Source organism: Ochrobactrum teleogrylli, assembly GCF_037482325.1.
GTDB classification, from domain to species: Bacteria; Pseudomonadota; Alphaproteobacteria; order Rhizobiales; family Rhizobiaceae; genus Brucella; species Brucella teleogrylli.
Window position 1 is genome coordinate 1,674,120 of record NZ_JBBHKQ010000001.1, and the last position, 23,861, is coordinate 1,697,980.

The following is a 23,861-nucleotide window of genomic DNA, read 5'->3' on the forward strand; positions in this document are numbered from 1 at the left end:
CGAAAATCCTTATGCGAGGCCAAGGGCGATAATGGCCATATCGATGGCCTTGATGCCGATGAATGGAACGATGACGCCGCCGAGACCGTAGATGAGCAGGTTGCGGGAGAGCAGGGCGCCCGCGCCAACGGCCTTATACTTCACGCCTTTCAGCGACAGCGGGATCAGCGCCACGATGATGAGGGCGTTGAAGATGATGGCCGAGAGAATAGCGCTTTGCGGCGTGGCGAGGTTCATGATGTTCAGCGCGCCAAGCTGCGGGTAAAAAGCCAGAAACATGGCCGGAATGATCGCGAAATATTTCGCGATATCGTTGGCGATGGAGAAAGTCGTAAGCGCGCCGCGCGTCATCAGAAGCTGCTTGCCGATTTCAACAATCTCGATGAGCTTGGTCGGATCGCTGTCGAGATCGACCATATTGCCCGCCTCGCGGGCCGCAACCGTACCAGTGTTCATGGCGACACCCACATCGGCCTGCGCAAGCGCTGGCGCATCGTTGGTGCCATCACCACACATGGCGACGAGTTTGCCCTTGGCCTGTTCCTCGCGGATCAGCGCCAGCTTGTTCTCCGGCGTTGCTTGCGCCAGAAAATCATCCACGCCCGCTTCCGCAGCAATTGCCGCTGCCGTCATCGGATTGTCACCGGTGATCATCACCGTGCGGATGCCCATACGCCGCAATTCGGAGAAACGCTCGCGAATGCCGCCCTTGACGATATCCTTGAGGTGAATGACGCCGAGCAGCTTGCCATCCTTGGCGACGGCAAGCGGCGTGCCGCCACCCTTGGCAATGGTGTCGGCGATGGCTTGCAGTTCGTGAACGGTTTTTGCATCCGAAGTCGCGTTTTTCAGCACGGCATCCACGGCACCCTTGCGAATGGACGAACCGTCAATATCAACGCCGCTCATGCGGCTCTGCGCTGTAAAGGGCACGAAAGTCGCATGCAGGCTTTGCATATCGCGACCGCGAATGGCGTATTTTTCCTTGGCCAGAACCACGATGGAACGACCTTCCGGCGTTTCATCGGCAAGGGAGGCGAGTTGTGCTGCGTCGGCCAGTTCCTGTTCGCTTACGTCGGTGATGGGCATGAAGGCTGTTGCCTGACGATTGCCAAGCGTGATCGTACCGGTCTTGTCGAGAAGCAATGTGTCTACATCGCCTGCCGCCTCTACCGCACGGCCCGACATGGCCAGCACATTGAAGCGCACCAGACGGTCCATGCCTGCAATGCCGATAGCTGACAGCAGCGCACCGATGGTGGTCGGGATCAGTGTTACGAACAGGGCAACCAGCACGATGACCGGGATATAGCCACCCGCATAGGTCGCGAAACTTGGAATTGTCACCACGGCCAGAACGAAGATCAGCGTCATGCCTGCAAGCAGGATGTTGAGCGCGATTTCGTTCGGCGTTTTCTGGCGTTCAGCACCTTCCACAAGGCTGATCATCTTGTCGATGAAGGTCGAGCCCTGCGCTGCCGTGATGCGCACCCTGATCCAGTCGGAGAGAACCTGCGTACCGCCGGTGACGGCGGAACGGTCGCCGCCGGATTCGCGGATGACCGGTGCGGATTCGCCGGTGATGGCGGCTTCGTTAACCGAGGCGACACCCTCGATCACTTCGCCATCGGAGGGGATGATGTCACCTGCTTCAACGAGAACGATATCGCCGACCTTGAGGCTTGTTCCGGCCACGGTCTTGTAATCGGTCTTGCTGTCGCCGCTCAGGAGCTTGGCTTGGGTTTCAGTGCGGGTGCGGCGCAATGATTCCGCCTGCGCCTTGCCGCGCCCTTCGGCAACGGCTTCGGCAAAATTGGCGAACAGCACTGTAAACCAGAGCCACAGCACGATCTGGGCGGAAAAGCCGACATTGCCGCCGCCTGTGGCAATGTCCTTTGCAAGCAGTACCGTGGTGAGCGCCGAAACGACGGCCACGACGAACATGACCCGGTTTCGGGCAAGGCTTTTCGGGTTCAGTTTGCGGAAGGCATCGCCAACCGCTGGGATAAGAATACGGGCATCGAGAATGCTCGCAGATTTGGACTGGCTCATAACGAGGCTCCAGTGGATGTTTTGCGAATCGGACGCTCAGATCAGCCGGATGGCGAGAAACAGGATGAGCATCACGGCAAGGATCGACAGAATGCAGTTCGATGGTTTCAGCATCAGAAGGTCTGTCCCTGGATCAAAGCGAGGTGTTCGGCGATGGGGCCGAGCGCCAGCGCGGGGAAGAAGATCAGCCCGCCGACAACCAGAATGACGCCGATCAGCAAGCCCACGAACAATGGACCATGGGTCGGGAAGGTGCCGGCCGATTGCGGAGCGATTTTCTTGGCGACCAGCGATCCGGCAATGGCCATGGCGGGAACAATGACGAGAAAGCGCCCCATCAGCATCGCAAGCCCGATGGTGATATTGTACCAGGGCGTGTTGCCGGAAAGCCCACCGAAAGCCGAGCCGTTATTGGCGGTGCCCGACGTATAGGCATAGAGGATTTCCGAAAAGCCGTGCGGTCCCGGATTGGCGATGGAGCCAAGGCCAGCCGGAATGACGGCAGCGATTGCGGTAAAGCCGAGGATCGACAGCGGCAGGCACAGCACGGCCAGCATCGCCATTTTGACTTCCCTGGCCTCGATCTTCTTGCCCAGATATTCCGGCGTGCGACCGACCATCAGGCCAGCCACGAAAATCGCCACCACAACGAACAGGATAATGCCGTAAAAACCTGCGCCGACACCGCCGATGATGATTTCGCCGAGCATCATATTGATCATCGGGATCATGCCGCCGAGCGCCATCATGCTGTCATGCATGGCGATCACCGCGCCACAGGATGCGGCAGTCGTGACCACGGCGAAAAGGGCGGTCATGGCGATACCGAAACGGGTTTCTTTGCCTTCCATATTGGCACCGTCGATGCCGAGTGCGTGGATCAGCGGGTTGCCGGCAGCTTCTGCCCAGTAACAAATGGCAACGCCTGCAACGAACAACACGCCCATGGCCGCGAAAATGGCCCAGCCCTGCTTTTCATTGCCGACCATGCGGCCAAAGACATTGGTCAGCGATGCGCCGATGGCGAAGATCGCAACCATCTGGATCATGTTCGAAATGGCGTCCGGATTTTCAAACGGATGCGCGGAATTGGCGTTGAAGAAACCACCGCCATTGGTGCCCAGCATCTTGATCGCCAGCTGCGATGCAACCGGCCCAAGCGCGATGACCTGCCGCGCGTCTTCAAGCGTCGTGGCCTGCGCATAGGCGCCAAGCGTTTGCGGAACGCCCAATGCGACGAAGGCAAGCGTCATCACGATGCAAATTGGCAGCAGGATATAAAGCGTGCAGCGCGTGAGATCGACCCAGAAGTTACCAAGCGTTTTCATGGATTTGCGAGAGAAAGCGCGGATAAGCGCTATCGCGATCGCCACACCCGTTGCAGCCGAGACGAAGTTCTGCACCGTCAATCCGGCCATCTGCGTCAGATAGGACATGGTGCTTTCGCCGCCATAGTTCTGCCAGTTGGTGTTTGTCACGAAACTGGCGGCGGTGTTGAAGGCGAGGTCAGCGGGCACATTGCTCATGCCCATGGGGTTGAAGGGCAATGCACCCTGAAACCGCTGCATGGCATAAAGCAGAACGAACCCGGCCAAGTTGAACAGCAGCATGGCGGCGGTATAGCTCGTCCAGTGCTGTTCCTCGCGTTCGCCAGTGCCTGCAAGGCGGTAGAGCCCGCGTTCGACCGGAACGAGAATTGGCGAAAGGAACGTTCGTTCGCCGTTGAAGACGCGCGTTAAATAGAAGCCAAGCGGCTTTACGAGCAGAATGATGATCCCGCAAAAAACGAGGATCTGTATCCATCCATTGATTGTCATGGTTTTTCCCAAGCCCCATTGGGCTGCAGCTCAGAACCGCTCCTCAGAACCGCTCTGGGCGAATGAGCGCATAAAGAAGGTAGATCGCGATGAAGATGGCGACCAAAGCGCCAGCGATATATTCGATCAGCATGTCACGCCCTCAAAGCTTTTCGCAGACGCGCAGATAACCAAAGAGCAGACCGAAAAAGCCGATGCCGATTGCCAGGACGGCGATGTCCATAATGTCGTCCCCTTGCGGGGCTCCCTGTTGGTGAAGGCTTTCGCCAGGCAGGGATTATGTGACGTTACGGCATAGGGTTTCGAGACAGGGAAACGGGCCGCGATATAAAAATCTCATATAGAAAATGGAATAGTGGACGGCAGCTGTCCGGCTGACGATCCAGAAAAAATCACGTAAAATCGAATTGTTACGGAATGGTGCTCACGCTTCAGATCGAAGCGACTGCCCGGCCTGCCGCCCGCCCGGAGAATATACAGCCGCCCAAGAATGTGCCTTCCAGCGCGTTATAGCCGTGATAGCCGCCACCGCCAAAACCGGCGGCTTCGCCTGCTGCATAAAGGCCGGGAACCGGTTCGCCGTCCTCGCCCAGAACTGCCGATTGTAGGTTGGTGTGCAGGCCACCCAGCGTCTTGCGGGTCAGGATATGCAGTTTGACGGCAATCAGCGGGCCGTTGGCAGGGTCGAGCAATGCATGCAACGGCACGGCCCGCGTCAGCCGGTCGCCGATATAGGCGCGGGCATTATGGATCGCCATGATCTGCGCGTCCTTCGTGTAGCGGTTGACCACTTCACGATCCCGCGCTTCGATCTGGTCGCGAATGCGCCGCACATCGAGCAGTTTATCGCCGCTCAAAGTGTTCATGGCCGCGACCAGTTCTTCAATCGTCTTGGCGGTGATGAAATCCGCCCCCTTGTCGATAAAGGCTTTGACGGGCGGCGGCGGCGCTTTGCCGAGCCGACTTTTCAGGAGCAGCTTCCAGCTTTTGCCGGTCAGGTCCGGGTTCTGTTCGGAGCCGGACAGCGAGAACTCCTTGCGGATGATCTTCTCGGTCAGAATGAACCAGGAATAATTATATCCGGTGGAGAGAATATGTTTGAGCGTGCCGAGCGTATCGAAGCCGGGCAGATAGGGAGCCGGTAGCCGGTTGCCGCGCGCGTCGAACCACATGGAGGAAGGACCGGGCAGAATGCGGATGCCATGATTGGGCCAGATCGGGTTCCAGTTGCGGAGACCTTCGGTGTAATGCCACATGCGGTCGGCATTGATGACGTGCCCGCCTGCATTGACAGCCATATCGATGCCGCGTCCGTCCACATGGGCTGGAACACCAAGCACCATTTCCTTCGGCGGATTGCCGAGCCTTTCGCGCGGCCATGCCCGGCGCACGCGTTCTGGATCGCCGCCAATGCCACCGGATGTTACGATAACGCTGTCAGCGCCAAAGGCGAATTCCCCAATGATCTCGCGGGACGATGGTTGCCCGCGCTCAACGGTGGAAGGGGCCAGCACTTCTCCGAAAACGCCGGTGACGCGTCCGTTTTCGGTGGTGATTTCATTGACGCGATGACGGCATTTCAGAGTCACCAGTCCTTTCGCCATTGCCGTCCGCAGCCGCTGTTCGAAAGGGGCCACCACACCCGGCCCGGTTCCCCAAGTGACGTGAAAACGCGGCACGGAATTGCCATGCCCATGGGCCTCAGCGCCGCCACGTTCGGCCCAGCCGACAACGGGAAACCAGCGCATGCCAAGGCTATGTAGCCATGGGCGCATTTCTCCGGTTGCAAATTGCAGATAGGCTTCGGCCCACTTCCGGGGCCATAGGTCTTCCGGCCTGTCAAACTGCGCCGAGCCGAACCAGTCCTGCGCGGCAAGATCGAAACTGTCCTTGATGCCGAGACGGCGTTGTTCCGGCGTGTCGATCATGAACAGGCCGCCCAGCGACCAGAAAGCCTGACCGCCGATGGAATTCTCGCCTTCCTGTTCGAGCAGGATGACTTTTTTGCCCGCGCTGGTCAGCTCGCTCGCTGCGGTAAGGCCCGCCAGCCCCGCACCGATAATGATCGCATCCGCATCAGCCATTCCCACATCCTCCCCGCATTTTGTGCGCATGGTGGCGGAAGCGGAAGCATCTGGCAAGAACCGGTGAAAGCCTCTCAACCAAAGAAATACGGCATGACCCAATCGGCGATCAGCTTGATAGAAAGGCCGAACAGCGTCAGTTGTACCAGCAGGAAGAAGGGACCGTCAGGAAGAAGCCGCGTCAGTTTGGCACCGGCAAAAGTGCCGATGACTGCCGACGGTATCAGCCAGAGGCCCATCGACAGGTCGAGATTGGAAAACTGCTGCAACTGCCAGTATGGCACCAGCTTCACGGCGTTGACGATGGCGAAGAGGATCGTCGATGTGCCCGCGAAAACAAGCTTTTCCAGATGTTGCGGCAGCACATACATCTGAAAGGGCGGCGCGCCGGAATGCGACACGAAACTGGTGAGGCCGGTGAGAATGCCCCAGAAGACGCCACCTGGAACATCGGCCTTGCGGGCTTTTCTGCGATAGCGGGCGCCGATCCAGGCATTGAGGCAAAACAGGATGCCGACCAGCCCGACCAGCATGCCAATGAAAGTGGCGGAGAGGTGCGAGCTGAACACCCAGCCCACACCGACACCAACGATGGCCGCTGGCGTGAGGATGGCGAGATTGCGCGCTGAATAGTGATGTCGGTAGAGATAAAGCCCGAACATGTCGCTGATGACATAGATCGGCAGCAGCAAGGCGGCGGCTGTCACAGGCGAGATGACAAGCGCCATCAGCGGAACGGCAAGCGTACCGACCGAGGGCAGGCCGCCTTTCGACATGCCGACCAGAAAGGCCGCAGTGACAGCGATTGCCAGATAAAGGGGGGTATGTTCGATCATGCGGCCGCCGCTGTCGGGGATAGGCTCCGGGCAGGATGGCCCGGAGGGTCAGGAGAATGGAATTTCGTGACGGAAAATCAGGCTTGCGCCCATTCCCAATAGAGGCTGCGGGCGCGCTTGGTCACGGCACCGTAATCGAGCTTGCGGTCGTCAAAACCGATGATCGGCACAACCTTGCTCATATTGCCGGTTGAGAAAATTTCATCCGCCTGACGGAAATCTTCGATCTTCAGCGTGGTTTCATGCACCGTCACGCCTGCGGCGCGCAACAGCTTGATGACGCGCTGGCGCGTGATGCCGTTGAGGAAGGTGCCGTTTGGCACCGGGGTGAAGACTTCACCGCCGCGAACCATGAAGATATTGGAGGTCGCCGTCTCTGCGACGTTACCCAACACATCGGTCACGATTGCGTTATGAAAGCCCTTGGCCTTGGCTTCGAGCAGCATACGGCCATTGTTCGGATAGAGGCAGGCCGCCTTGGCATTGACCGGCATTACTTCCAGAAAAGGACGACGAAACGAGGTCGTGGTGATGGTGAAGCCCTTCGGCTCAACCATCGGAATGGCTTCAAGGCACAAGGCGAAATCGGTGGAAGAGGCAAGCGGCGCAACCGTGCTGCTGTCACCCTCCTCGGCCCAATACATGGGGCGGATATACACATCCGTGCCGGGGGCGAATTTCTTCAGGCCTTCCAGCGCCAATGCTTCGATGTCATTGGCCGAAAGCGTCGGCGCCAGACCGAGCGCGCGCGCGGAATCATTGGCGCGTGCGGAATGCAGGTCGAGGTCCGGCGTAACACCTTCGAACAGGCGCGCGCCGTCGAATACAGCAGAACCGAGCCAGGTCGCGTGCGAGGCCGCGCCCAGAATGCGCACGTCGCCTTCGCGCCATTCGCCCTTGTAATAGGTCCACATTGCCTTCGAGGCCTGCTTGTCGGTCATTTCTCTCGTCCTTAATTCGTTTGTCTTGCGACGGTAACCCATGGCACCGGCGAGCGTGGATACGCTGTTGTCTGCTGCTGATCTGTCGGGGAAAGGTGCAGTCGGCCGGTGAGTTTTGGGTATCGTAGGATCGCTTGTCGGTGGAAACAAGCGGGAAGCGGGCAACGAGAACAGTTTTTATCGGGCAATGCCGTAAAAACGGAGAAGCCAGCCGGGTGGGCTGGCATCCAGTATGTTTCTGAATGTATCGCTCAGAACATCGTATTGTTATTCTTGGACGTTTCCGGCACCGCCTGGATTACGTCCCAATGTTCGACGATCTTGCCGTTATCGACGCGAAAAATATCCACGATGGCGCGACCGCGATCCTCTTCATTCATTTTCGACTGGAGATGCAGGAAGACAAGATCGCCATCCGTGGCGCTGCGCACAATGCGTGCGGTGGCCTTGGGATTGTCCTTGAAGCGCTGCGTGAAAAATTTCACGAAAGGCGCTTTACCGTCGGGTACGCCCGGATTGTGCTGGATATAGTTTTCAGCAAGTACTTCGGAGTATTTTTCCACTTCATGCTTATTGAAGACACCATCGTAAAATTCAAGAACGAGTTTGCGATTGGCTTCTTCTTTGGCAATGTCCCGCGTTTGCTGGGCAAAGACTGGTGTGGAAACCGATGCAACACTGATCAGCAAGGCACTGCAAACGGCAAGAATGGATATTTTCATGGGAGAGGCCTCTTTGTTAGGCTGGGAGGAAGCCTCTATTCTAGGGCATTCTGGCGATTGGAAAAGGCCTTATTCAGCATTTCGCCAGATTCTCAGAAAGCTGGCGATCGATGCGTCGATCAGTTTTTGATTGACCTGTTCGTCGGGATCGACCGTGCCAAGCAGCAGACGGGGAAACAGAAACCCGCTGATACTGCCCAGAAAAAGCATAACCTGCGTTTCCGGGTCCTTTACATGAAACTCGCCGGTCCTGGTTTTTGCCTCCAGATATTCGATCATTTTTTTCAGGACCTGGCCGGTTTGATCCGATCGCAGACTGACGCTGATCTCAGGAATATCCTCGACAGCTTGGATCATTGCGCGCAGCAACTTGGCCATTGCCAGATCCAGAAAACTATCCGCTACAATACGCGCGATCACGGGGAGCAGAACTTCAGGTTCAGCGTCCCATGGAGCATTGTCAAGACGAGCATGAATCTGTTGGCGCAGATCGTCGAAAGCAGCGCGGAGAAGGGTTTGCTTACTGCCAAACCGGTTATAAAGGGTCTGGCGCGTCAGTCCGGCCTCGGCGGCCACGAGTTCCAGACTGACGGCAGAACCGTGTTGGGACAGCATCTTTCTCGTGGCGTTGAGAACCGTTTCGGTACTCACATTCAATTTTCTATCCATGTTTCTCAGGCCCTCCCACGCCCCGTGCGTTCGTCAAGAGACTGATATCACAGAAGATATTTTCACTTTACTGTAAAGTCAAATATGTTGAAGGCTAACAATTAACTGCCATTCGACCTGACGCGTGGGAGAGAACGCGGTGTGGAATCAAGCGCGATAGACTGCTGCGCCGCCCATCATTCCGGCACCTGCGGCGGTTAGCAGGATGGTTTCGCCTTCTGAAAAAGCTTTGCTTTCATTGGCAATCGACAGCGATAGCGGAACTGTCGCAGCGGAGGAATTGCCAAAGGTTGCGATTGTCCGGACCGTTTTAGCCGGATCGATTCCCAGATTATGTGCCACAGCATCGAACATGCGCGCATTGGCCTGATGCGGGATGAAGCGATCAATGTGTGCCGATTCGATTCCGGCTTTCGCAAGCGCATTTTTGGAGGCGACGGTCATAAGATCGACCGCGCGGGAAAACACCTCGCGACCATCGCTCATCGTCATCAGAAATTGCTCTGGCGGCAAATCGGGAGAAAATGGCTGGTTGCTGCCGCCGGACGGGATTGAAATCAGGTCATAACCGCTTCCGTCGGAAGACAGATCAGCCGAGAGGATGCCGCGTTGCGGGTCTTCATCCGGCACCAGTACAACGGCTCCGGCCGCATCGGCGAAGAGGACGGCGCTAGTCCGTTCAGCGGGATTGATGCGGCGGCTCAAAATATTGGCGGCGACCACAAGGACCGGGCGTTTATGGCTGCGCACAAAGCCATCGGCCAGCGTCAGCGCATAGAGAAAGCCCGCACACGCCCCCGCCAGATCGATGGCGCCGGATCGTGCAAGGCCGAGCTTTTGCGCCAGCAGCGGCGCTGACGGCGGCAGCAGATGATCCGGCGTGGAGGTGGCCAGCAAAGTCAGCGCGACGTCTTCGCGGGCGATGGCGGCATTGTTGAGCGCCATGTCTCCAGCCATGGCTGCAAGCCCGCTCAATGTCTCGCCATCGCCTGCCCAATAGCGCGTGCGGATACCCGTGCGGCGTTCGATCCAGCCCGTTTCCAGACCGAGTTGCTGTTCGATCTCACCGTTTTCCACGCGGCGTTTTGGCACTGCATGACCAAACCCCACCATGCGGGAGGAGTGACACGAGCTCATAGTGCCCGCCCCGTCACGATGGATGCCACATCGTCAATCGCGTTGTAGAGGGCGGTCAACTCTTCGCTGGTCACACAATAGGGCGGCATCAGATAGATCACATTACCAAGCGGGCGGATCAGCAAGTTCCGCTCGCGAAACAATTTGCGCATCTGTTGGCCGATTTCTGCAAGATAGCCGCCGGAAGGTACGGCAATATCAAGCGCGGCAATCGTTCCCGCCTGCCGGATGCTGGCAAAGCGCCGGTCGCCTGCAAATCGCGTCAGATTGTGTTCATGAAACTCCTCGATGGAGCGAATGCGGCTCAAGACCGGCTCCTGCTGCCAGACTTCGAGATTGGCGACAGCGGCGGCGCAGGCAATCGGATTGGCGGTATAGGAGCTTGAGTGAAAAAAGGTCTTGCGTCGGTCGGTCGACAGATGCACATCGAAGATCGCCGGGGTGCAAAGCGTTGCCGCCAGCGGCAAGGCACCGCCGGTCAGCCCTTTGGAAACGCATAGGATATCCGGTGTGATGCGCGCCTGTTCACAGGCAAAGACGGTTCCGGTTCGTCCCCAGCCGGTCATGACCTCATCGGCGATCAGCAGGCAGTCGAAACGTTTGGCGATCTGTTTCAGTTCCGTCAACAGGGCCGGGCGATAGGTTTTCATGCCGCCCGCCCCGAGGACTAGTGGTTCGATCAGCAAGGCCGCTACGTGACCTGCCCTGCAATACTCCTCGAACATATCGAGTGTGCGCTGTTGATTGCCTTTTTCGGGAAAGGGCAGCCGGTCAACGCCAAACAGCAAGGGTTCATAGGCGGCATTGAACACGCCGCGCTCTCCAGTGGACATGGTGCCGATGGTATCGCCGTGATAGCTGTGTTCCATCACGACGATACGGTCGCGCTTTTGCCCGGTATTGTGAAAATAGCCGAGCGCCATTTTCAGCGCCACTTCCACCGCGGTCGAACCGCTGTCCGAATAAAAGACGTGCTGCAGGCCGGGCGGTGCGATTTCAATCAGCCCTTCCGCCAGCTGTTCGGAAGGCGCATGGGAATATTCGGCAAAGATGATCTGGTCGAAGCTTTCCGTGGCGGCGCGGATTGCCTGCATGATTAAAGGGTGTCGGTGACCATGGGTGATGACCCACCAGGAGGAGATTGCATCGAGAATGCGCTTGCCGCTCTCGTCGATCAGATAAGCGCCTTCCGTCGAGACGATGCGCTGCATCTCCGGTTCCAGCGCGTGCTGGGTGAAAGGGTGCCAGACGGTCTGCCGCTTCATGCCCACACCTCCACGAAGCTGCCGAGATCGAAATTTTCTTCGAAGGCATGCATCAATACACCTTCGGAAAGTGACGGCAACAATGGCAGGCGACCCAGAATGCGCACGCCGCTCATTTTGGCGATGATGCGCTGGGTTTCGGGATTCTCATCGCCGATAAAGGCAATGCCGCATATTGGCGTCCGGCGATGCTTCAGCGCTTCGACCGACAAGAGCGTGTGATTGATCGTGCCGAGATTGGTGCGGGCGCAGACAATGACAGGGATTTTCCACTGCGCGAATATATCGGCAAAAACCAGATCATCCGAAAGCGGCACCAGCAAGCCGCCAGCGCCTTCGATGACCAGCGGTCCGTCGGTTGCGGGGACAGTGAGTGCGTCGGCGGAGATTGCCGTGCTGTCCAGCGCTGCCGATTGATGGGGGGAAAGCGGTGCCGAGAGCCGATAGGCTTCGGGTAAAATGCGGCTTTGGGGCATGCCGACGAGCTTTGCTATCGCTTCACTGTCCGTCTCCGCATCAAGGCCGGATTGCACCGGCTTCCAGTAATAGCCGTCAAGGGCGGCGGTGAGTGCGGCTGAAAAGACCGTTTTCCCGATGCCGGTATCCGTGCCGGAGACGACGAGGCGCGTTGTCATGGTCTGTCTTTCCCGATTGCGATGGAAAGCCGTTCGAACATCTCGGTAATCTGGCTTTCATTGGCATTGAGCGTGATGGATAGTCTGAGCCGGGCGGTCCCTTCCGGCACGGTCGGAGGGCGGATAGCCCTGATATCGAAACCATCGGCGCGCATGGCCTCGGCGATGCGCATGGCGCGGAAATTATCGCCGATCAGGATCGGCATGATGTGCGAACCACTGGGTGTGAGACCCAGAAGCGAAACGACCAGCGATCCAGCATGGCCGGTCAGCGTCTGCAATTGCTGACGACGCTCTGGCTCGTCTGCGATCATCCGCAGGGCCTCGCGCACGCCCGCTGCCATCAAGGGCGATGGCGCGGTCGAATAGATGAAGTTGCGGGCGCGGTTGACCAGATAATCGCCGAGTATGGCGGGCAATTGCAGCAATGCGCCGGACAGGCCCAAAGCCTTGCCACACGTATGCAACACCAGTACATTGTCGCGATTTTCGAGGTCTGCCGCCAGTCCACGTCCTTGCGAGCCATAAATGCCAGTGGCGTGGGCTTCATCGATGACCAGAAATCCGTCATGGCGGGTCGCCAGTGCGGCCAGTTCTGCGATGGGAGCCATATCGCCGTCCATGGAATAAAGGCTTTCAACGGCAATCCACGGACGGCCCTTGCCGCCCTTGCGTCGCCAGCCATTGATTGCCGTGTCGAAAGCATCGACATCATTGTGTTGCACGAAGACCGCGTCTGCCTTGCTGGATGAAATTCCTTCATGGACGCTAGCATGGATCAGCGCGTCGCAAACGATCAGATCCCCGCGTTGCGGCAGGGTCGCGAAAAGCGCCGTATTGGCAGCAAAACCAGTGCCGAAATAGAGCACTTTTTCTGCGCCGAAAAAGGCGGCTGCTTCACTTTCGAGCGCTTCATGCTCGACGTGATTGCCGCGCAACAGCCGCGATCCGCCAGCACCCGCCGGGACGCCCCGGTAGAGAGCCGTAGCGATTGCGGCCTTGAGGCGTGGTGAATTGGCGAGGCCCAGATAATCGTTCGAGGTGAAATCGACGCCCTTTTGCGGGGAAAGGGTGCGCAGGCGCGATTTCCGCTCAAGACCCTCAAGCGTTGCCTGATAACGGGCGAGTGCGGGAATGCTCAACGCATCTGCTCCAGTGTCATCGGCTTGAGACCGAGCCGCCGGAAGAGCGCGCTGTCGCGATCCTCGCCGGGATTGTCGGCGGTCAGCAGCGTGTCGCCGACAAAGATCGAATTGGCCCCGGCTAAGAAGCATAGTGCTTGCGTTTCATCGCTCATATCGGTGCGCCCGGCGGAAAGCCGCACATAGGAGGTTGGCATCAGAATGCGGGCCAGCGCGATGGTGCGGATGAAATCGAACGGGTCGATGGGCGCGGCATTGGCAAGCCGCGATCCGGGGATGGGGATCAGCATGTTGATCGGCACGCTTTCGGGCGGTGTCGGAAGGCTGGCCAGTGTGACCAGCATCGAAATGCGGTCATCGACGGTTTCGCCCATGCCGAGAATGCCGCCCGCACAGACCTTGATGCCAGCATCGCGGACATTCGCCAGCGTTTCCAGCCGGTCTTCGAAAGTCCGGGTAGTGATGATTTCGGGGTAAAACCGCTCCGACGTGTCGATATTGTGGTTGTAGTAATCGAGCCCGGCGTCGGAAAGGCGTGCCGATTGTTCCGGCGTCAACATGCCAAGCGTCATGCAGGTTTCCATGCCCATCGCCTTGACGCCTTCGACCATGGCGACAAGCATGTCCATGTCGCGCTCTTTGGGGCTGCGCCATGCCGCACCCATGCAATAGCGTGTCGCGCCGCCATCCTGTGCCTTGCGCGCTTCCGCCAGTACGCGCTCGACTTCCATCAGCTTGGAGGCTTTCAGCCCGGTCGGATAATGCGCCGACTGGCTGCAATAGCCGCAATCCTCCGCACAGCCGCCCGTCTTGATGGAAAGCAGCCTGCTCATTTGAATGGCATCGGGGTCAAAATGCTGTCGATGGATTTCCTGCGCGCGGAAGATCAGCTGAATGAAGGGTAAATTATAGATAATTCTAGCAAGATTGAGCGACTCATTTTGTTCTCCTGATGAATAAACGCCACGTATTTGTCCAATTATCTCATTAATCTCGGTCATGTAGCGGCTCTTCCCATCTTTAATAGATTTGATTCTTGATTTATCTATATTTTAGATGGGCGCATTCATGCAAGCGGCTAAAGATTGCCAGATGTCGCCATTGGTGAGCTTCTAGGGAGGGCGTCACTGGCTGGAACGCTGCGTTCCGCGTAGTGCAAGGCGGTGGACACGAAACTGGCGAGGGAAGAAGAGAGCGCTTCAGAGAGGAAGTCAGAACAGCTGAAGCCGCATATCCCCGCGCTATGAAGCGCGGGGAGGAGGCTGAGTTACTTCACCCAGATGACGCGGCGCGTCTGCGGCTCAACGAGGGCCGGGCGCTGATCGATATAGACGTAGGAATAATTCGGCTGATCCGGGACGGCCACCAGTGGCACATCTTCCGGTATCACCATGCCTTCCGTCACCTCGCCTTCGATGGTGATGGGCTCAATTGGATGGCTTTCAATGAAGGTCACGACATCATCCGGCACAACGGGCACGGGCGGTCCTGCATTGGGTCCTTCGTCATAATAAACCACCTGCCGGTTCTGCATGGAAACGATCACCGGTTCGCCATTCACATAGATATAGCCGAAGTCGGGATTGTCTGGGATGGGGCGCACGACAACAGCTTCCGGCACCACATAGCCCTGAGCGATATCGTCCTGAATAACAACCGGATCGACGGGATGGGCGATGACATAATCGCGTGCGGACTGGGGCACTTCGATGATGACAGCATCCTGCGCGGCGGCCAGACCGGTTGTCGCAAGAAACGCTGCCGCTGTAAGAATAAGAGCCTTTTTCATTGCATCGTCTCACTTTCTGTCTTGCCCCGCAGCGGTGGATAAACCTGCACGCGGACAATCTGTTCCCCCTGCGGCGCGCACATCGTGCAACAGGCTGCAATATTCGACCCGTCGCTAGCGATCAGGCCATGCAAAAAGCGAGCAAAGAGGAAGGGTAAGCGTAGGACGCTCCCTCAACCATAAACTGCGTGAAATCGAGTTTCCGTTGCGACTGGCAAAAAATAGTTGGCTTTGTTGTGGTAATCCGCCGTCGTTCGGATTACTCAGACTTATCCCCTCAAGACAGACCGTCACCCGTTTCGGGCGGCTTAGAGTATGGCGTATGACCCCCAAGAGCCAAGGCTACTTCTTCACGATCCTCGCGGTGACCATTTTTGCGGCGCAGGACGGCATATCGAAATATCTTGGTACGCATTACTCGCCGATCTTCATCACGATGATCCGCTACTGGGTGTTCGCAATTTTCGTCATTCTGCTGGCCATGCGGTCTGGCGGAATCGTCAAGGTCGCTTCCACGAAGCGCCCCTTTCTGCAGATTACTCGTGGTGTGTTATTGGCGGCGGAAATCGTCACCTTCATTTTCGGCCTCAGCCGGGCCGGAATGGCCATGGCGCAGTCGGTCTTTCAGGGCGCGCCACTGCTGGTCACCATGCTTTCCGTGCCGTTTCTGGGCGAAAAGGTCGGCTGGCGTCGCTGGACGGCGATCATTATCGGCCTGTGCGGCGTGCTTTTGATCATCAACCCGGTCAATGCGCATTTCGATGCCAATATCCTGTTTTCCGTGGCTGCGACCTTCATGTTCGCGATCTATGCCGTGGCAACGCGTGCGGTGAGCAAGGATGACGACGCCATGACCAGCTTCTTCTATACGGGGATCGGGGGTGTCGTGGTGCTGACGGCGGTGGGCGTTTTTTATCTCGTACCCATCGCGCCGCATGACTGGTTCTGGATGGCCGCGCTCTGTGTTTGCGGCATTTCGAGCCATTATTGCCTTATCCGCGCTTATGACATTCTCGAAGCGGGCGAAGTGCAGCCACTAACCTATCTCCAGCTGGTCATCGGCGCTTTTATCGCCACGCTTGTTTTCCACGAAACCTTGACATGGAACGTTATCGCTGGCGCTTTCATCGTTGTTGGCGCTGGTCTGTTCTCCATGTTCCGCGAGCGTAGCCTGTCGCTGAAACGCACCACAAGCGCGACGACGCCCTGAACCAAAAATGAATTTAAAATTCCTCTGCTGCCGACGACGAAAAATAACGGGTTTCGTTGTAGCAATCTGTGATGGCGGGGATTACTCAAAACTATTCCTTTAAGCAGATTTTCACCTGTTGCGGGCGGCTTTGAGTATTGCGTATGACCCCCAAAAGCCAAGGCTACCTGTTCAAGATTGCCTCCGTGTCCATCTTTGCGGTGCAGAATGGCCTGTCGAAATATCTTGGCACGGCCTATTCGCCAATCTTCATTGCGATGGTCCGTTACTGGGTGTTCGCGGCCTTTGTCATTCTGCTGGCCATGCGGTCCGGGGGCATCGTGAAGGCTGCGTCAACGAAGCATCCCTTTCTCCAGATTGCCCGGGGTGTCATATTGGCTGTTGGTGTTGTCGCAGCGATTTTTGCCTTGAGCCGGGCAGGCCTTGCCGTAGCGCAAACGATCTTTCAAAGTTCGCCTTTGCTGGTCACCATGCTTTCCGTACCGTTTCTGGGCGAAAAGGTCAGGTGGCCGCGTTGGATGGCGGTCACCCTTGGTCTGGGCGGTGTGCTTTTGATCATCAACCCGGTCAATGCGCATTTTGATGCCAATGTTCTGTTCGCCGTGGCGGCTTCCTGTCTCTTGGCGATTTATGTCGTGGCAACGCGTGCGGTCAGCAGGGATGACGACACCGTGACAAGCTTCTTCTATACGGCGATCGGCGGCGCTGTGGTGCTGACAGCCGTGGGTGTCTTTTATATCGTACCTATCGCGCCGGAGGATTGGCTGTGGCTGGCAGCGTGCTGCGTGTGCGGCATTGCGAGCCATTGCTGCCTCATCCGGGCTTATGAAATCCTTGAAGCGGGGGAATTGCAGCCGCTGACCTATCTCCAACTGGTCATAACCGCTTTTATCGCCACGCTGGTTTTCCACGAAATGCTGACATGGAACGTCATTGCTGGCGCTTTCATCGTTGTTGGCGCTGGTCTGTTCTCCATGTTCCGCGAGCGGAACCTGTCGCTGAAACGCACCACAAGCGCGACGTCGCCCTGATCCATAAATGAATCCGAGGTCAAATTCTCTTGAGCGGCTATGTTTCGCCGTGATCTGTGATATATGCCATCAACGGTGGAGGACTGAGTTTACTGCTCGCAGTTTTGTGTGAGTCGTCCATTGTTTACTCGCTGATCGGCATTGTCTCGGCGAGCGAGTCCGCAGCGCTGGAATAGCCATGAGTGTCAGCCTCGAGAGCCAGAATTCAACCGCCGAAGCCGCAGCTTCGGAGGGCAAAAGCAATTTTCGCATCGTCGCACTGATTGTCGCCAGCGCCATGCTGATGGAACAGCTCGACGCGACCATTCTGGCCACGGCACTGCCGACCATGGCGCGCGATTTCAATGTCGGGGCGCCTTCCATGAGTGTGGCACTGACTTCCTATCTGCTGAGCCTTGCGATTTTCATCCCGGCCAGTGGCAAGATCGCCGACCGCTTCGGCACGCGCACGGTTTTCCGCTTCGCGATTGCAATCTTCATTCTGGGTTCCGTACTCTGCGCGCAGGCGCCGAACCTGCCCTGTCTGGTCGCGGCCCGGCTGTTGCAGGGCGCAGGCGGCGCGATGATGCTGCCGGTCGGTCGTCTGGTGCTGATCCGCTCCGTGGAACGCAAAGACCTCATCGCCGCCATGTCGTGGATGCTGGTGCCAGCCCTTATGGGCCCCATTCTCGGGCCGCCGCTTGGCGGTCTGTTTGTGACATATCTGGACTGGCGCTGGATTTTCTACATCAATGTTCCCATCGGCATTCTGGGCATGATTTTCGTGTCGCTTTATATCGGCGAATATAAAAGCGAAACGCGTGAACCGTTCGATTTCATGGGCTTGATCCTGTCCGGTATTGCGCTCGGTGCACTGCTGTTCAGTCTGGAAACGGCGAGCAATCCCGAAGGCGGGAACCTGGCGCTGAAACTGTTTGTGGTCGGCATTGTCTTCGGGGTTGCCACAATCGTCCATTCGCGCCGTCATCCGGCGCCGATGTTAGATTTTTCTCTGCTGCGGATTGAAAGCTTCGGAACCTCGATGATTGCGGGGTCGATCACTCGTATCACGCAGGGCGCGCATCCGTTTCTGCTGCCACTGATGCTTCAAATCGGCTTTGGCCTGTCTGCCGTGGCGGCGGGCAATATGGTGCTTGCGACTGCGCTTGGTGCGCTGGCCATGAAGGCCTTCGCGCCGCGCATTATCCGGCAGTTCGGCTTCCGCATGTCGCTGGTCGTCAATGGCATATTCTCTGCATGCAGCTATGCAATCTGCGCCTTTTTCACGCCGGACTGGCCGCACTGGCTGATCTTCATCGTGCTGGCCATGTCGGGCTTTTCCATGTCGTTCCAGTTCACTGCCTATAACACCGTGGCGTATGACCGGGTGGACGCAAAGCGGATGAGTTCCGCCAACAGCTTCTATTCAACGTTCCAGCAGCTCATGCTGTCGGTCGGCGTTTGTGTGGCGGCACTGATACTGCATGCATCCATGAACCTGCATGCCCGGGACGTGCCCGTCATGTCCGATTTCTCGACGGCGTTTCTCGTCGTCACCGGCATTTCGCTGACGGCGACCTTCTGGAACCTGCGTTTTGCCAAAAATGCAGGCGAACAGATGCGGGGCAAGTAAGCGGCAACGAAAAAAGCCTCCTTGCCGAGCGTTCCCGACAAGGAGGCTTTTGTTCAGATACGCTTCTTGTGTTCGGTCGATTATTCCTCGAACCAGATTTTTTCCGCCAGACGATAGCCGCTCATATCGCCGCCGGATGGCGTCGGGGTAAAGCCCTTGATCTTGTCCGTTGCTGCGGCAAGGTTGTCGGCAAAGAGCGGGATAAGCTCGCCGCCTTCATCCACCATGATTACCTGAATGTCATGGTAGATTTTCTTGCGCTTTTCCTCGTCCAGTTCGACGCGGGCTTCAGCAAGCAGCTTGTCGAAGGCTTCGTTCTTCCAGGCGGTTTCGTTCCACGGCGCATCCGATTGCAGGATCATCGACAGCATGGCGTCGGCGGTCGGGCGAACGGCCCAGTTGGAGGCGACGAACGGGCGCTTCAGCCAGATTTCGTCCCAATAGCCGTCGGACGGCACGCGTTCCACGTCGATGGTGATACCGGCCTTGGCGGCTGCTGCCTGATAGACCTGCGCCGCATCAACCGCGCCGGGGAAACCGTTTTCGGAAACGACCAGCGGAATATTTCCGCTATAGCCTGACTTCTTGAAGTGGAAGGCCGCCTTTTCCGGGTCGTAGGCGCGCTGCGGAATGTCCTTGGAATAATACGGGTTTGACGACGAAATCGGATTGTCGTTGCCAATTGAGCCGGTGCCGCCGAGAATGCTCTTCTGCAGTTCTTCGCGGTCGATGGCGTATTTCAGCGCCAGACGCACATCGTTATTGTCGAAAGGCGCCGTGTCGACCCGCATTGGCAGGCAATACATGGTGTTTTCCGGCGTTTTCAGGATCTGCACGCCGGGACGCGACGAAACGAGACCTACCGAGCGGGCGTCTACGCGATTGACGACATGCACCTGCCCGCTCAGCAATGCGGCCATGCGGGCGGTCGCATCGCTCATGGCGATCGTTTCGACGGATTCCACATTGGCGCGATCTGGCGCCCAATAGTTCGGGTTGCGGCGTGTCAGTGCCCGGACGCCCGGCTGGAAATCTTCCAGAATGAAAGCGCCGGTGCCGATACCCTTGTCGAAATCCGCATCGAGCGGCGTGATACCAAGATGCACGTCGGTTAGAGCTGCGGGGAAGTCGGCATTGCCCTTGTCGAGCGTGATCGTCACTTCGTAAGGATCGGTCGCCTTCAATTCCGTCACGGCGAGCAGGAAGCCTTTGCCGCCGGAATTGCTGTTTTCGCCGCGATGATGGTTCAGCGAATAGATGACGTCTTCGGCTTTCAGCTCTTTGCCGTTGTGGAACTGGATGCCCTTCTTGAGCTTGAAAACCCACTGCGATGCATCAGGCTTGGTCGCTTCCCAGCTTTCGACAAGCGCGCCGTAGAGGCGACCGTCCGGGGTCGGTTCAAGCAGGGTGTTGAAGAGCTGAAAACCCACCGAATACATATAGGCTTCCGGATAATAGGCCGGATCGAGCCGGTCTGAACTCGACGCCGTGTCGAGACCCATGATCAGATGGCCGCCCTTGCGTGGCGCGGCATTCTGCGCGCGCGCCTGACCGGGCATCCAGAAGCTGCCGGTAGCGCCAAGCGCCAGTGCACTGCCTGCTCCAAGCAAAAACTGACGGCGATTTGGGGAAAGAGAGTTGGGGTTGTGATCCGACATGGCGGGTACTCGCATTGTATGAATTGGGCCTGGGTTGCAGGCGTACTCTTGGGTTCCGTTCTATCGGGACCGCTGGTTGCATTCGTGGTAATTTTTTCTAATTTCTACGCAATTTCTGTAATAATTTTCAATAGCAATTATCATGATCCTGCGCGTACGGAGCGTTTCGCGTAACTTATGATTGCCTGCTTCCATTTGGAATTTGACTGCGCGGTAGCACACTGTCAAACGTCTGCGTGCCCGTGTTTTCTTGATCGTGCCTTTCAGGGAACCACGGCATATATGAAATGATGTGATTGAACAGTCGAATGCGCAGTTTGCCGGATCAGAACATTGTTATCGTCGGGGCAGGGCTGGTGGGCTCGGCCATTGCCTGGGGGCTTTTACGCTCTGGCATGCGCCCGCTGCTTCTTGATGGTGAAGACCTTTCGTTGCGCGCATCGCGTGCCAATTTCGCGCTCATCTGGGTGCAGGGGAAGGGTGTCGGCGCTCCACACTATGCGCGTTGGACGATTCAGTCCGCCCGGTTGTGGCCGACATTGGCAGATGATTTGCGTGAAGTAACCGGCATCGATGTCGCCTTGAAACAGAAGGGCGCCTTCATTTTCTGCTACGACGAGCGCGAGCTTGAAATGTACATGGGCGATGTGGAAACTGTTGCACAAGAGCTAGGCCGTGACGCACCGGAACATGTCGTGCTGGACCACAGTGGAACAGCAAAAATGCTGCCGTCAATTGGTCGTGATGTTATCGGCTCGATCTATTCCCCCATGGATGGCGACGTGAATTCACTGCGTCTGTTTCATGCTTTGCATGAAGGCATGTTGAAGCTCGGCGCTTCCTATCAGCCGCACAGCGAAGTGACCACGGTTACTCCGCAAGACGGCGGGTTTCTGCTGCGTGGCACTTGGGGCGAGGTTTTCACCGAGCGCGTTGTCCTTGCGGCTGGCAATGGCAACCCCGTCCTGGCCCAAAGTGTCGGCTTGCAAGCGCCGGTGGTGCGCAGCAAAGGGCAGATTCTGGTGACGGAAAAATGTGCGCCATTCTTTCCCTATACGGCGGCGACGCTGCGCCAGACCGATGAGGGCGGTGTCATGATCGGCGATAGTCAGGAGACGCATACGGACCGGATTGCCACCAATCAGGATATCAGCGCGGTTCTCGCCAACCGGGCTGTGCGGGCCTTTCCGCATCTGGCGGAGGTCAATGTCGTGCGAAGCTGGGCCGGGTTTCGCGTCAAGACACCGGATGGCTTGCCGATCTATGAGCAGTCCGCGAGCCATCCCGGCGCTTACGTGGTCATGTGCCATTCCGGCGTGACGCTGGCAGCCAATCACGCCATTACGATTGCGCAGCAAATCGCAACCGATGCAAAGCATCTGGCGGATGATGCATTCTCCGGGCGGAGGTTCCATGTTTCGTAAAACCGACATTCCGAACGAAACCGTGTCGATTACCTTCGATGCGCGCCCGCTGACCGTGCCTGCCCATGTGACAGTCGCCGCCGCCTTGCTTGGCGAGGGCATAACCAAGCTTAGAAACAGTGTCGTGGGCGATCAACCACGCGCCGCCTATTGCCTGATGGGCGTCTGTTTCGAGTGTCTGGTTACAATCGATGGCGTACAGAACCGGCAGGCCTGCATGACACAAGTGTCTGACGGAATGGTCATTTCGTCCCAAAGTGGCGCGCGCGCTTTGGAGGGGAATGATAATGTTTAGGACAATTTCCGACATTCACGCGCTCGATACGCTGTACGACCTCGCCATCGTTGGCGCAGGCGCGGCAGGCATGGCAGCCGCTGTTGAGGCGAGCGCGATCGGCGCAAAGGTGGTGCTGTTCGTCGAAAATCCCGCAGCGGGCGGGCAGATTTATCGTGGCATTGAACAGAATAGACCTGAGCGCCGACCGTTTCTCGGCAAAGACTATTGGCGCGGCGAGGATGTACTGAAAGCTTTTCTGGCAAGCGAAACAACCTACGTGCCGCAGGCGCTTGTCTGGAGCGTCGAACAGCGGGAAGAACCGAACGGAACCGGCGTTGAACTGCGGGTGTCGGCAGGCGGCAAAAGCGGGATTGTTTATGCGCGCCGCGTCGTCTTTGCGACCGGAGCGATGGAACGCCCGATGCCCGTCAAAGGCTGGACATTGCCGACCGTGATGACCGTTGGTGCGGCGCAGATAGCATTGAAGACCGCCGGGCTCATTCCAGAAGGGCGCGTGGTGCTGGCGGGCACAGGTCCGTTGCTCTACCTTTTCGCAGCGCAGCTTTTGAAAGCTGGTGGCAAGATCGCTGCCTTGCTCGATACGACACCGGCGGAAAACTGCCGAAAAGCCATGCCGCATTTGCTGTCGTTCCTCATCTCGTCTTATGGATTGAAGGGGCTTTCGCTGCACTTGAACGTGCGAAAATCGGTGCCTGTCTTTTCCGGGGTTACGAGCATCGCCATTTCTGGAAAAGACAAGGCCGAGGCCATCGTCTTTACGGCAAATGGCAAGGAACACAGGCTTGCCGTCGATAGTGTTTTTCTGCATCAGGGTGTTATTCCGAACAATAATCTCGCCAATGCGTCCGGTTGCGCGCTTGTCTGGAACGATGGGCAGAAGTGCTTCCAACCGAAACTGAGCGAGAACGGTCGAAGCTCGGTCGAGGCGATCTATGTTGCGGGCGATGGCGGCGGTATCGGCGGTGCCCTGCTTGCTGAGGTGAGCGGGCGCATTGCGGCACTGGCCGCCTGTCAGGATATTTTTCCGGAACGAGCAGCAGGCTTGCAACCGAAGATCGATGTTCTGCGCAAGCAGGGCCGACGGTTGGGGCGGGGGCGGGGTTTCATTGATGCGCTTTATCAGCCGGGGCAGGCCTTTCGCGCCCCAGCGGATCGCGGTGTGATCGTCTGTCGCTGTGAAGAAGTGACCGTGGGAACAATCCGCGATGCCGCGCCGCATGTCGTTGGTCCCAACCAGCTCAAGACCATGGTGCGCTGCGGCATGGGGCCATGTCAGGGACGTCTTTGCAGTTCCACGGTGACTGAAATTCTGGCCGAAGTGCGCAATTGCACGCCGGAACAGATCGGTTTTTATCGTCTGCGCGCGCCGGTAAAGCCGGTGCCGTTGGGCGAGATTGCCGCTTTGCCGCAAACACCAGATGCGATTTGCGCTGTGGCGGGGGAGTATTCGGAAACAGTCGAAACCCCTTGAAAAGATTGAAGATAAAACATCGGGGGATGCTTGATTTTTATTGGCTCGGTTCGGGTCAAGAAGTAAAA

21 protein-coding genes are annotated in these 23,861 nt (G+C 57.6%); 6 read left to right on the top strand and 15 right to left on the bottom strand.

The window, feature by feature from the left end:
- Positions 1-9: 9 nt before the first annotated feature.
- The 14 genes from kdpB to WIX40_RS07825 form a co-directional block, all read right to left on the bottom strand.
- Entirely contained in the window at positions 10-2,052 is a 2,043-nt protein-coding gene (kdpB, locus tag WIX40_RS07760; protein WP_339439705.1) for a potassium-transporting ATPase subunit KdpB, read from the bottom strand.
- Between the two features lie 113 nt (positions 2,053-2,165).
- Positions 2,166-3,869 carry a potassium-transporting ATPase subunit KdpA gene (kdpA, locus tag WIX40_RS07765; protein ID WP_339439707.1) on the bottom strand — a complete coding sequence of 568 codons (1,704 nt, stop codon included), beginning with the start codon at positions 3,867-3,869 and terminating at the stop codon, positions 2,166-2,168.
- 43 nt (positions 3,870-3,912) lie between these two features.
- Positions 3,913-4,002: a K(+)-transporting ATPase subunit F gene (kdpF, locus tag WIX40_RS07770; RefSeq protein WP_078336841.1), complete on the bottom strand. Its 90-nt coding sequence runs from the start codon at positions 4,000-4,002 to the stop codon at positions 3,913-3,915.
- Between the two features lie 298 nt (positions 4,003-4,300).
- Entirely contained in the window at positions 4,301-5,953 is a 1,653-nt protein-coding gene (locus WIX40_RS07775; RefSeq protein ID WP_339439710.1) for an FAD-binding dehydrogenase, read from the bottom strand.
- Between the two features lie 74 nt (positions 5,954-6,027).
- Positions 6,028-6,789 (bottom strand): sulfite exporter TauE/SafE family protein, encoded by a 762-nt coding sequence (locus WIX40_RS07780; RefSeq protein WP_109367238.1) that lies wholly within the window; start codon positions 6,787-6,789, stop codon positions 6,028-6,030.
- Between the two features lie 77 nt (positions 6,790-6,866).
- Positions 6,867-7,730 (bottom strand): branched-chain amino acid aminotransferase, encoded by an 864-nt coding sequence (locus tag WIX40_RS07785; RefSeq protein ID WP_339439712.1) that lies wholly within the window; start codon positions 7,728-7,730, stop codon positions 6,867-6,869.
- 251 nt (positions 7,731-7,981) lie between these two features.
- Positions 7,982-8,452 carry a nuclear transport factor 2 family protein gene (locus WIX40_RS07790; RefSeq protein WP_109367240.1) on the bottom strand — a complete coding sequence of 157 codons (471 nt, stop codon included), beginning with the start codon at positions 8,450-8,452 and terminating at the stop codon, positions 7,982-7,984.
- Positions 8,453-8,521: 69 nt separating this feature from the next.
- Positions 8,522-9,103 (bottom strand): TetR/AcrR family transcriptional regulator, encoded by a 582-nt coding sequence (locus tag WIX40_RS07795; protein ID WP_339439715.1) that lies wholly within the window; start codon positions 9,101-9,103, stop codon positions 8,522-8,524.
- A gap of 165 nt (positions 9,104-9,268) precedes the next feature.
- The gene (bioZ, locus tag WIX40_RS07800) at positions 9,269-10,258 is read right to left on the bottom strand and encodes a 3-oxopimeloyl-[acyl-carrier-protein] synthase BioZ (RefSeq protein WP_339439718.1); all 990 of its coding nucleotides are present in this window, start codon (positions 10,256-10,258) and stop codon (positions 9,269-9,271) included.
- Positions 10,255-11,523 carry an adenosylmethionine--8-amino-7-oxononanoate transaminase gene (locus tag WIX40_RS07805; RefSeq protein ID WP_339439720.1) on the bottom strand — a complete coding sequence of 423 codons (1,269 nt, stop codon included), beginning with the start codon at positions 11,521-11,523 and terminating at the stop codon, positions 10,255-10,257. Before WIX40_RS07805 ends, bioZ begins: the two co-directional genes overlap by 4 nt.
- Positions 11,520-12,158 (bottom strand): dethiobiotin synthase, encoded by a 639-nt coding sequence (bioD, locus tag WIX40_RS07810; protein WP_339439722.1) that lies wholly within the window; start codon positions 12,156-12,158, stop codon positions 11,520-11,522. The genes WIX40_RS07805 and bioD overlap by 4 nt, the downstream gene beginning before the upstream one ends.
- Positions 12,155-13,300 (bottom strand): 8-amino-7-oxononanoate synthase, encoded by a 1,146-nt coding sequence (locus WIX40_RS07815; RefSeq protein WP_339439724.1) that lies wholly within the window; start codon positions 13,298-13,300, stop codon positions 12,155-12,157. The genes bioD and WIX40_RS07815 overlap by 4 nt, the downstream gene beginning before the upstream one ends.
- Entirely contained in the window at positions 13,297-14,301 is a 1,005-nt protein-coding gene (bioB, locus tag WIX40_RS07820) for a biotin synthase BioB (protein ID WP_339439726.1), read from the bottom strand. The genes WIX40_RS07815 and bioB overlap by 4 nt, the downstream gene beginning before the upstream one ends.
- Positions 14,302-14,567: 266 nt before the next feature.
- Positions 14,568-15,089, bottom strand: a complete 522-nt coding sequence (locus WIX40_RS07825) for a DUF1236 domain-containing protein (protein ID WP_121538257.1) — start codon at positions 15,087-15,089, stop codon at positions 14,568-14,570.
- A gap of 322 nt (positions 15,090-15,411) precedes the next feature.
- Here WIX40_RS07825 and WIX40_RS07830 point away from each other — a divergent pair, with 322 nt between their 5' ends.
- The 3 genes from WIX40_RS07830 (at position 15,412) to WIX40_RS07840 (ending at position 18,942) form a co-directional block, all read left to right on the top strand.
- A complete protein-coding gene (locus WIX40_RS07830; RefSeq protein WP_171317425.1) occupies positions 15,412-16,299 on the top strand; it encodes a DMT family transporter in 888 nt (295 codons plus the stop codon).
- A gap of 143 nt (positions 16,300-16,442) precedes the next feature.
- A complete protein-coding gene (locus tag WIX40_RS07835) occupies positions 16,443-17,330 on the top strand; it encodes a DMT family transporter (RefSeq protein ID WP_339439730.1) in 888 nt (295 codons plus the stop codon).
- Positions 17,331-17,508: 178 nt separating this feature from the next.
- Positions 17,509-18,942 carry an MDR family MFS transporter gene (locus WIX40_RS07840; protein ID WP_339439732.1) on the top strand — a complete coding sequence of 478 codons (1,434 nt, stop codon included), beginning with the start codon at positions 17,509-17,511 and terminating at the stop codon, positions 18,940-18,942.
- Between the two features lie 80 nt (positions 18,943-19,022).
- Here WIX40_RS07840 and WIX40_RS07845 read toward each other — a convergent pair whose 3' ends face one another.
- Positions 19,023-20,600, bottom strand: a complete 1,578-nt coding sequence (locus WIX40_RS07845) for an ABC transporter substrate-binding protein (RefSeq protein ID WP_339439734.1) — start codon at positions 20,598-20,600, stop codon at positions 19,023-19,025.
- Positions 20,601-20,908: 308 nt separating this feature from the next.
- Between WIX40_RS07845 and WIX40_RS07850 the strand changes: the two genes are divergently transcribed.
- From WIX40_RS07850 to WIX40_RS07860, 3 genes are read left to right on the top strand one after another with little or no spacing between them, the layout of a single operon-like run.
- On the top strand, positions 20,909-22,024 hold the full coding sequence (locus WIX40_RS07850; RefSeq protein WP_339439736.1) for an NAD(P)/FAD-dependent oxidoreductase: 1,116 nt from the start codon (positions 20,909-20,911) through the stop codon (positions 22,022-22,024).
- Positions 22,014-22,319: a (2Fe-2S)-binding protein gene (locus WIX40_RS07855; protein WP_171317420.1), complete on the top strand. Its 306-nt coding sequence runs from the start codon at positions 22,014-22,016 to the stop codon at positions 22,317-22,319. The genes WIX40_RS07850 and WIX40_RS07855 overlap by 11 nt, the downstream gene beginning before the upstream one ends.
- Complete coding sequence (locus tag WIX40_RS07860; RefSeq protein ID WP_339439738.1) at positions 22,312-23,793, top strand: FAD/NAD(P)-dependent oxidoreductase; 1,482 nt, start codon at positions 22,312-22,314, stop codon at positions 23,791-23,793. The genes WIX40_RS07855 and WIX40_RS07860 overlap by 8 nt, the downstream gene beginning before the upstream one ends.
- The last annotated feature ends 68 nt before the right edge of the window (positions 23,794-23,861 follow it).

Bases quoted from the DNA above. Each gene is read 5' to 3' on its own strand.
- WIX40_RS07825 (WP_121538257.1), bottom strand. From the start codon at position 15,089: ATGAAAAAGGCTCTTATTCTTACAGCGGCAGCGTTTCTTGCGACAACC.
- WIX40_RS07830 (WP_171317425.1), top strand. From the start codon at position 15,412: ATGACCCCCAAGAGCCAAGGCTACTTCTTCACGATCCTCGCGGTGACC.
- bioZ (WP_339439718.1), bottom strand. From the start codon at position 10,258: ATGAGCTCGTGTCACTCCTCCCGCATGGTGGGGTTTGGTCATGCAGTG.
- bioD (WP_339439722.1), bottom strand. From the start codon at position 12,158: ATGACAACGCGCCTCGTCGTCTCCGGCACGGATACCGGCATCGGGAAA.
- WIX40_RS07790 (WP_109367240.1), bottom strand. From the start codon at position 8,452: ATGAAAATATCCATTCTTGCCGTTTGCAGTGCCTTGCTGATCAGTGTT.
- WIX40_RS07855 (WP_171317420.1), top strand. From the start codon at position 22,014: ATGTTTCGTAAAACCGACATTCCGAACGAAACCGTGTCGATTACCTTC.
- WIX40_RS07860 (WP_339439738.1), top strand. From the start codon at position 22,312: ATGTTTAGGACAATTTCCGACATTCACGCGCTCGATACGCTGTACGAC.
- WIX40_RS07835 (WP_339439730.1), top strand. From the start codon at position 16,443: ATGACCCCCAAAAGCCAAGGCTACCTGTTCAAGATTGCCTCCGTGTCC.
- WIX40_RS07845 (WP_339439734.1), bottom strand. From the start codon at position 20,600: ATGTCGGATCACAACCCCAACTCTCTTTCCCCAAATCGCCGTCAGTTT.
- WIX40_RS07850 (WP_339439736.1), top strand. From the start codon at position 20,909: ATGCGCAGTTTGCCGGATCAGAACATTGTTATCGTCGGGGCAGGGCTG.
- kdpF (WP_078336841.1), bottom strand. From the start codon at position 4,002: ATGCTGATCGAATATATCGCTGGCGCTTTGGTCGCCATCTTCATCGCG.
- WIX40_RS07805 (WP_339439720.1), bottom strand. From the start codon at position 11,523: ATGAAGCGGCAGACCGTCTGGCACCCTTTCACCCAGCACGCGCTGGAA.
- bioB (WP_339439726.1), bottom strand. From the start codon at position 14,301: ATGACCGAGATTAATGAGATAATTGGACAAATACGTGGCGTTTATTCA.
- kdpA (WP_339439707.1), bottom strand. From the start codon at position 3,869: ATGACAATCAATGGATGGATACAGATCCTCGTTTTTTGCGGGATCATC.
- WIX40_RS07785 (WP_339439712.1), bottom strand. From the start codon at position 7,730: ATGACCGACAAGCAGGCCTCGAAGGCAATGTGGACCTATTACAAGGGC.
- WIX40_RS07840 (WP_339439732.1), top strand. From the start codon at position 17,509: ATGAGTGTCAGCCTCGAGAGCCAGAATTCAACCGCCGAAGCCGCAGCT.
- WIX40_RS07780 (WP_109367238.1), bottom strand. From the start codon at position 6,789: ATGATCGAACATACCCCCCTTTATCTGGCAATCGCTGTCACTGCGGCC.
- kdpB (WP_339439705.1), bottom strand. From the start codon at position 2,052: ATGAGCCAGTCCAAATCTGCGAGCATTCTCGATGCCCGTATTCTTATC.
- WIX40_RS07775 (WP_339439710.1), bottom strand. From the start codon at position 5,953: ATGGCTGATGCGGATGCGATCATTATCGGTGCGGGGCTGGCGGGCCTT.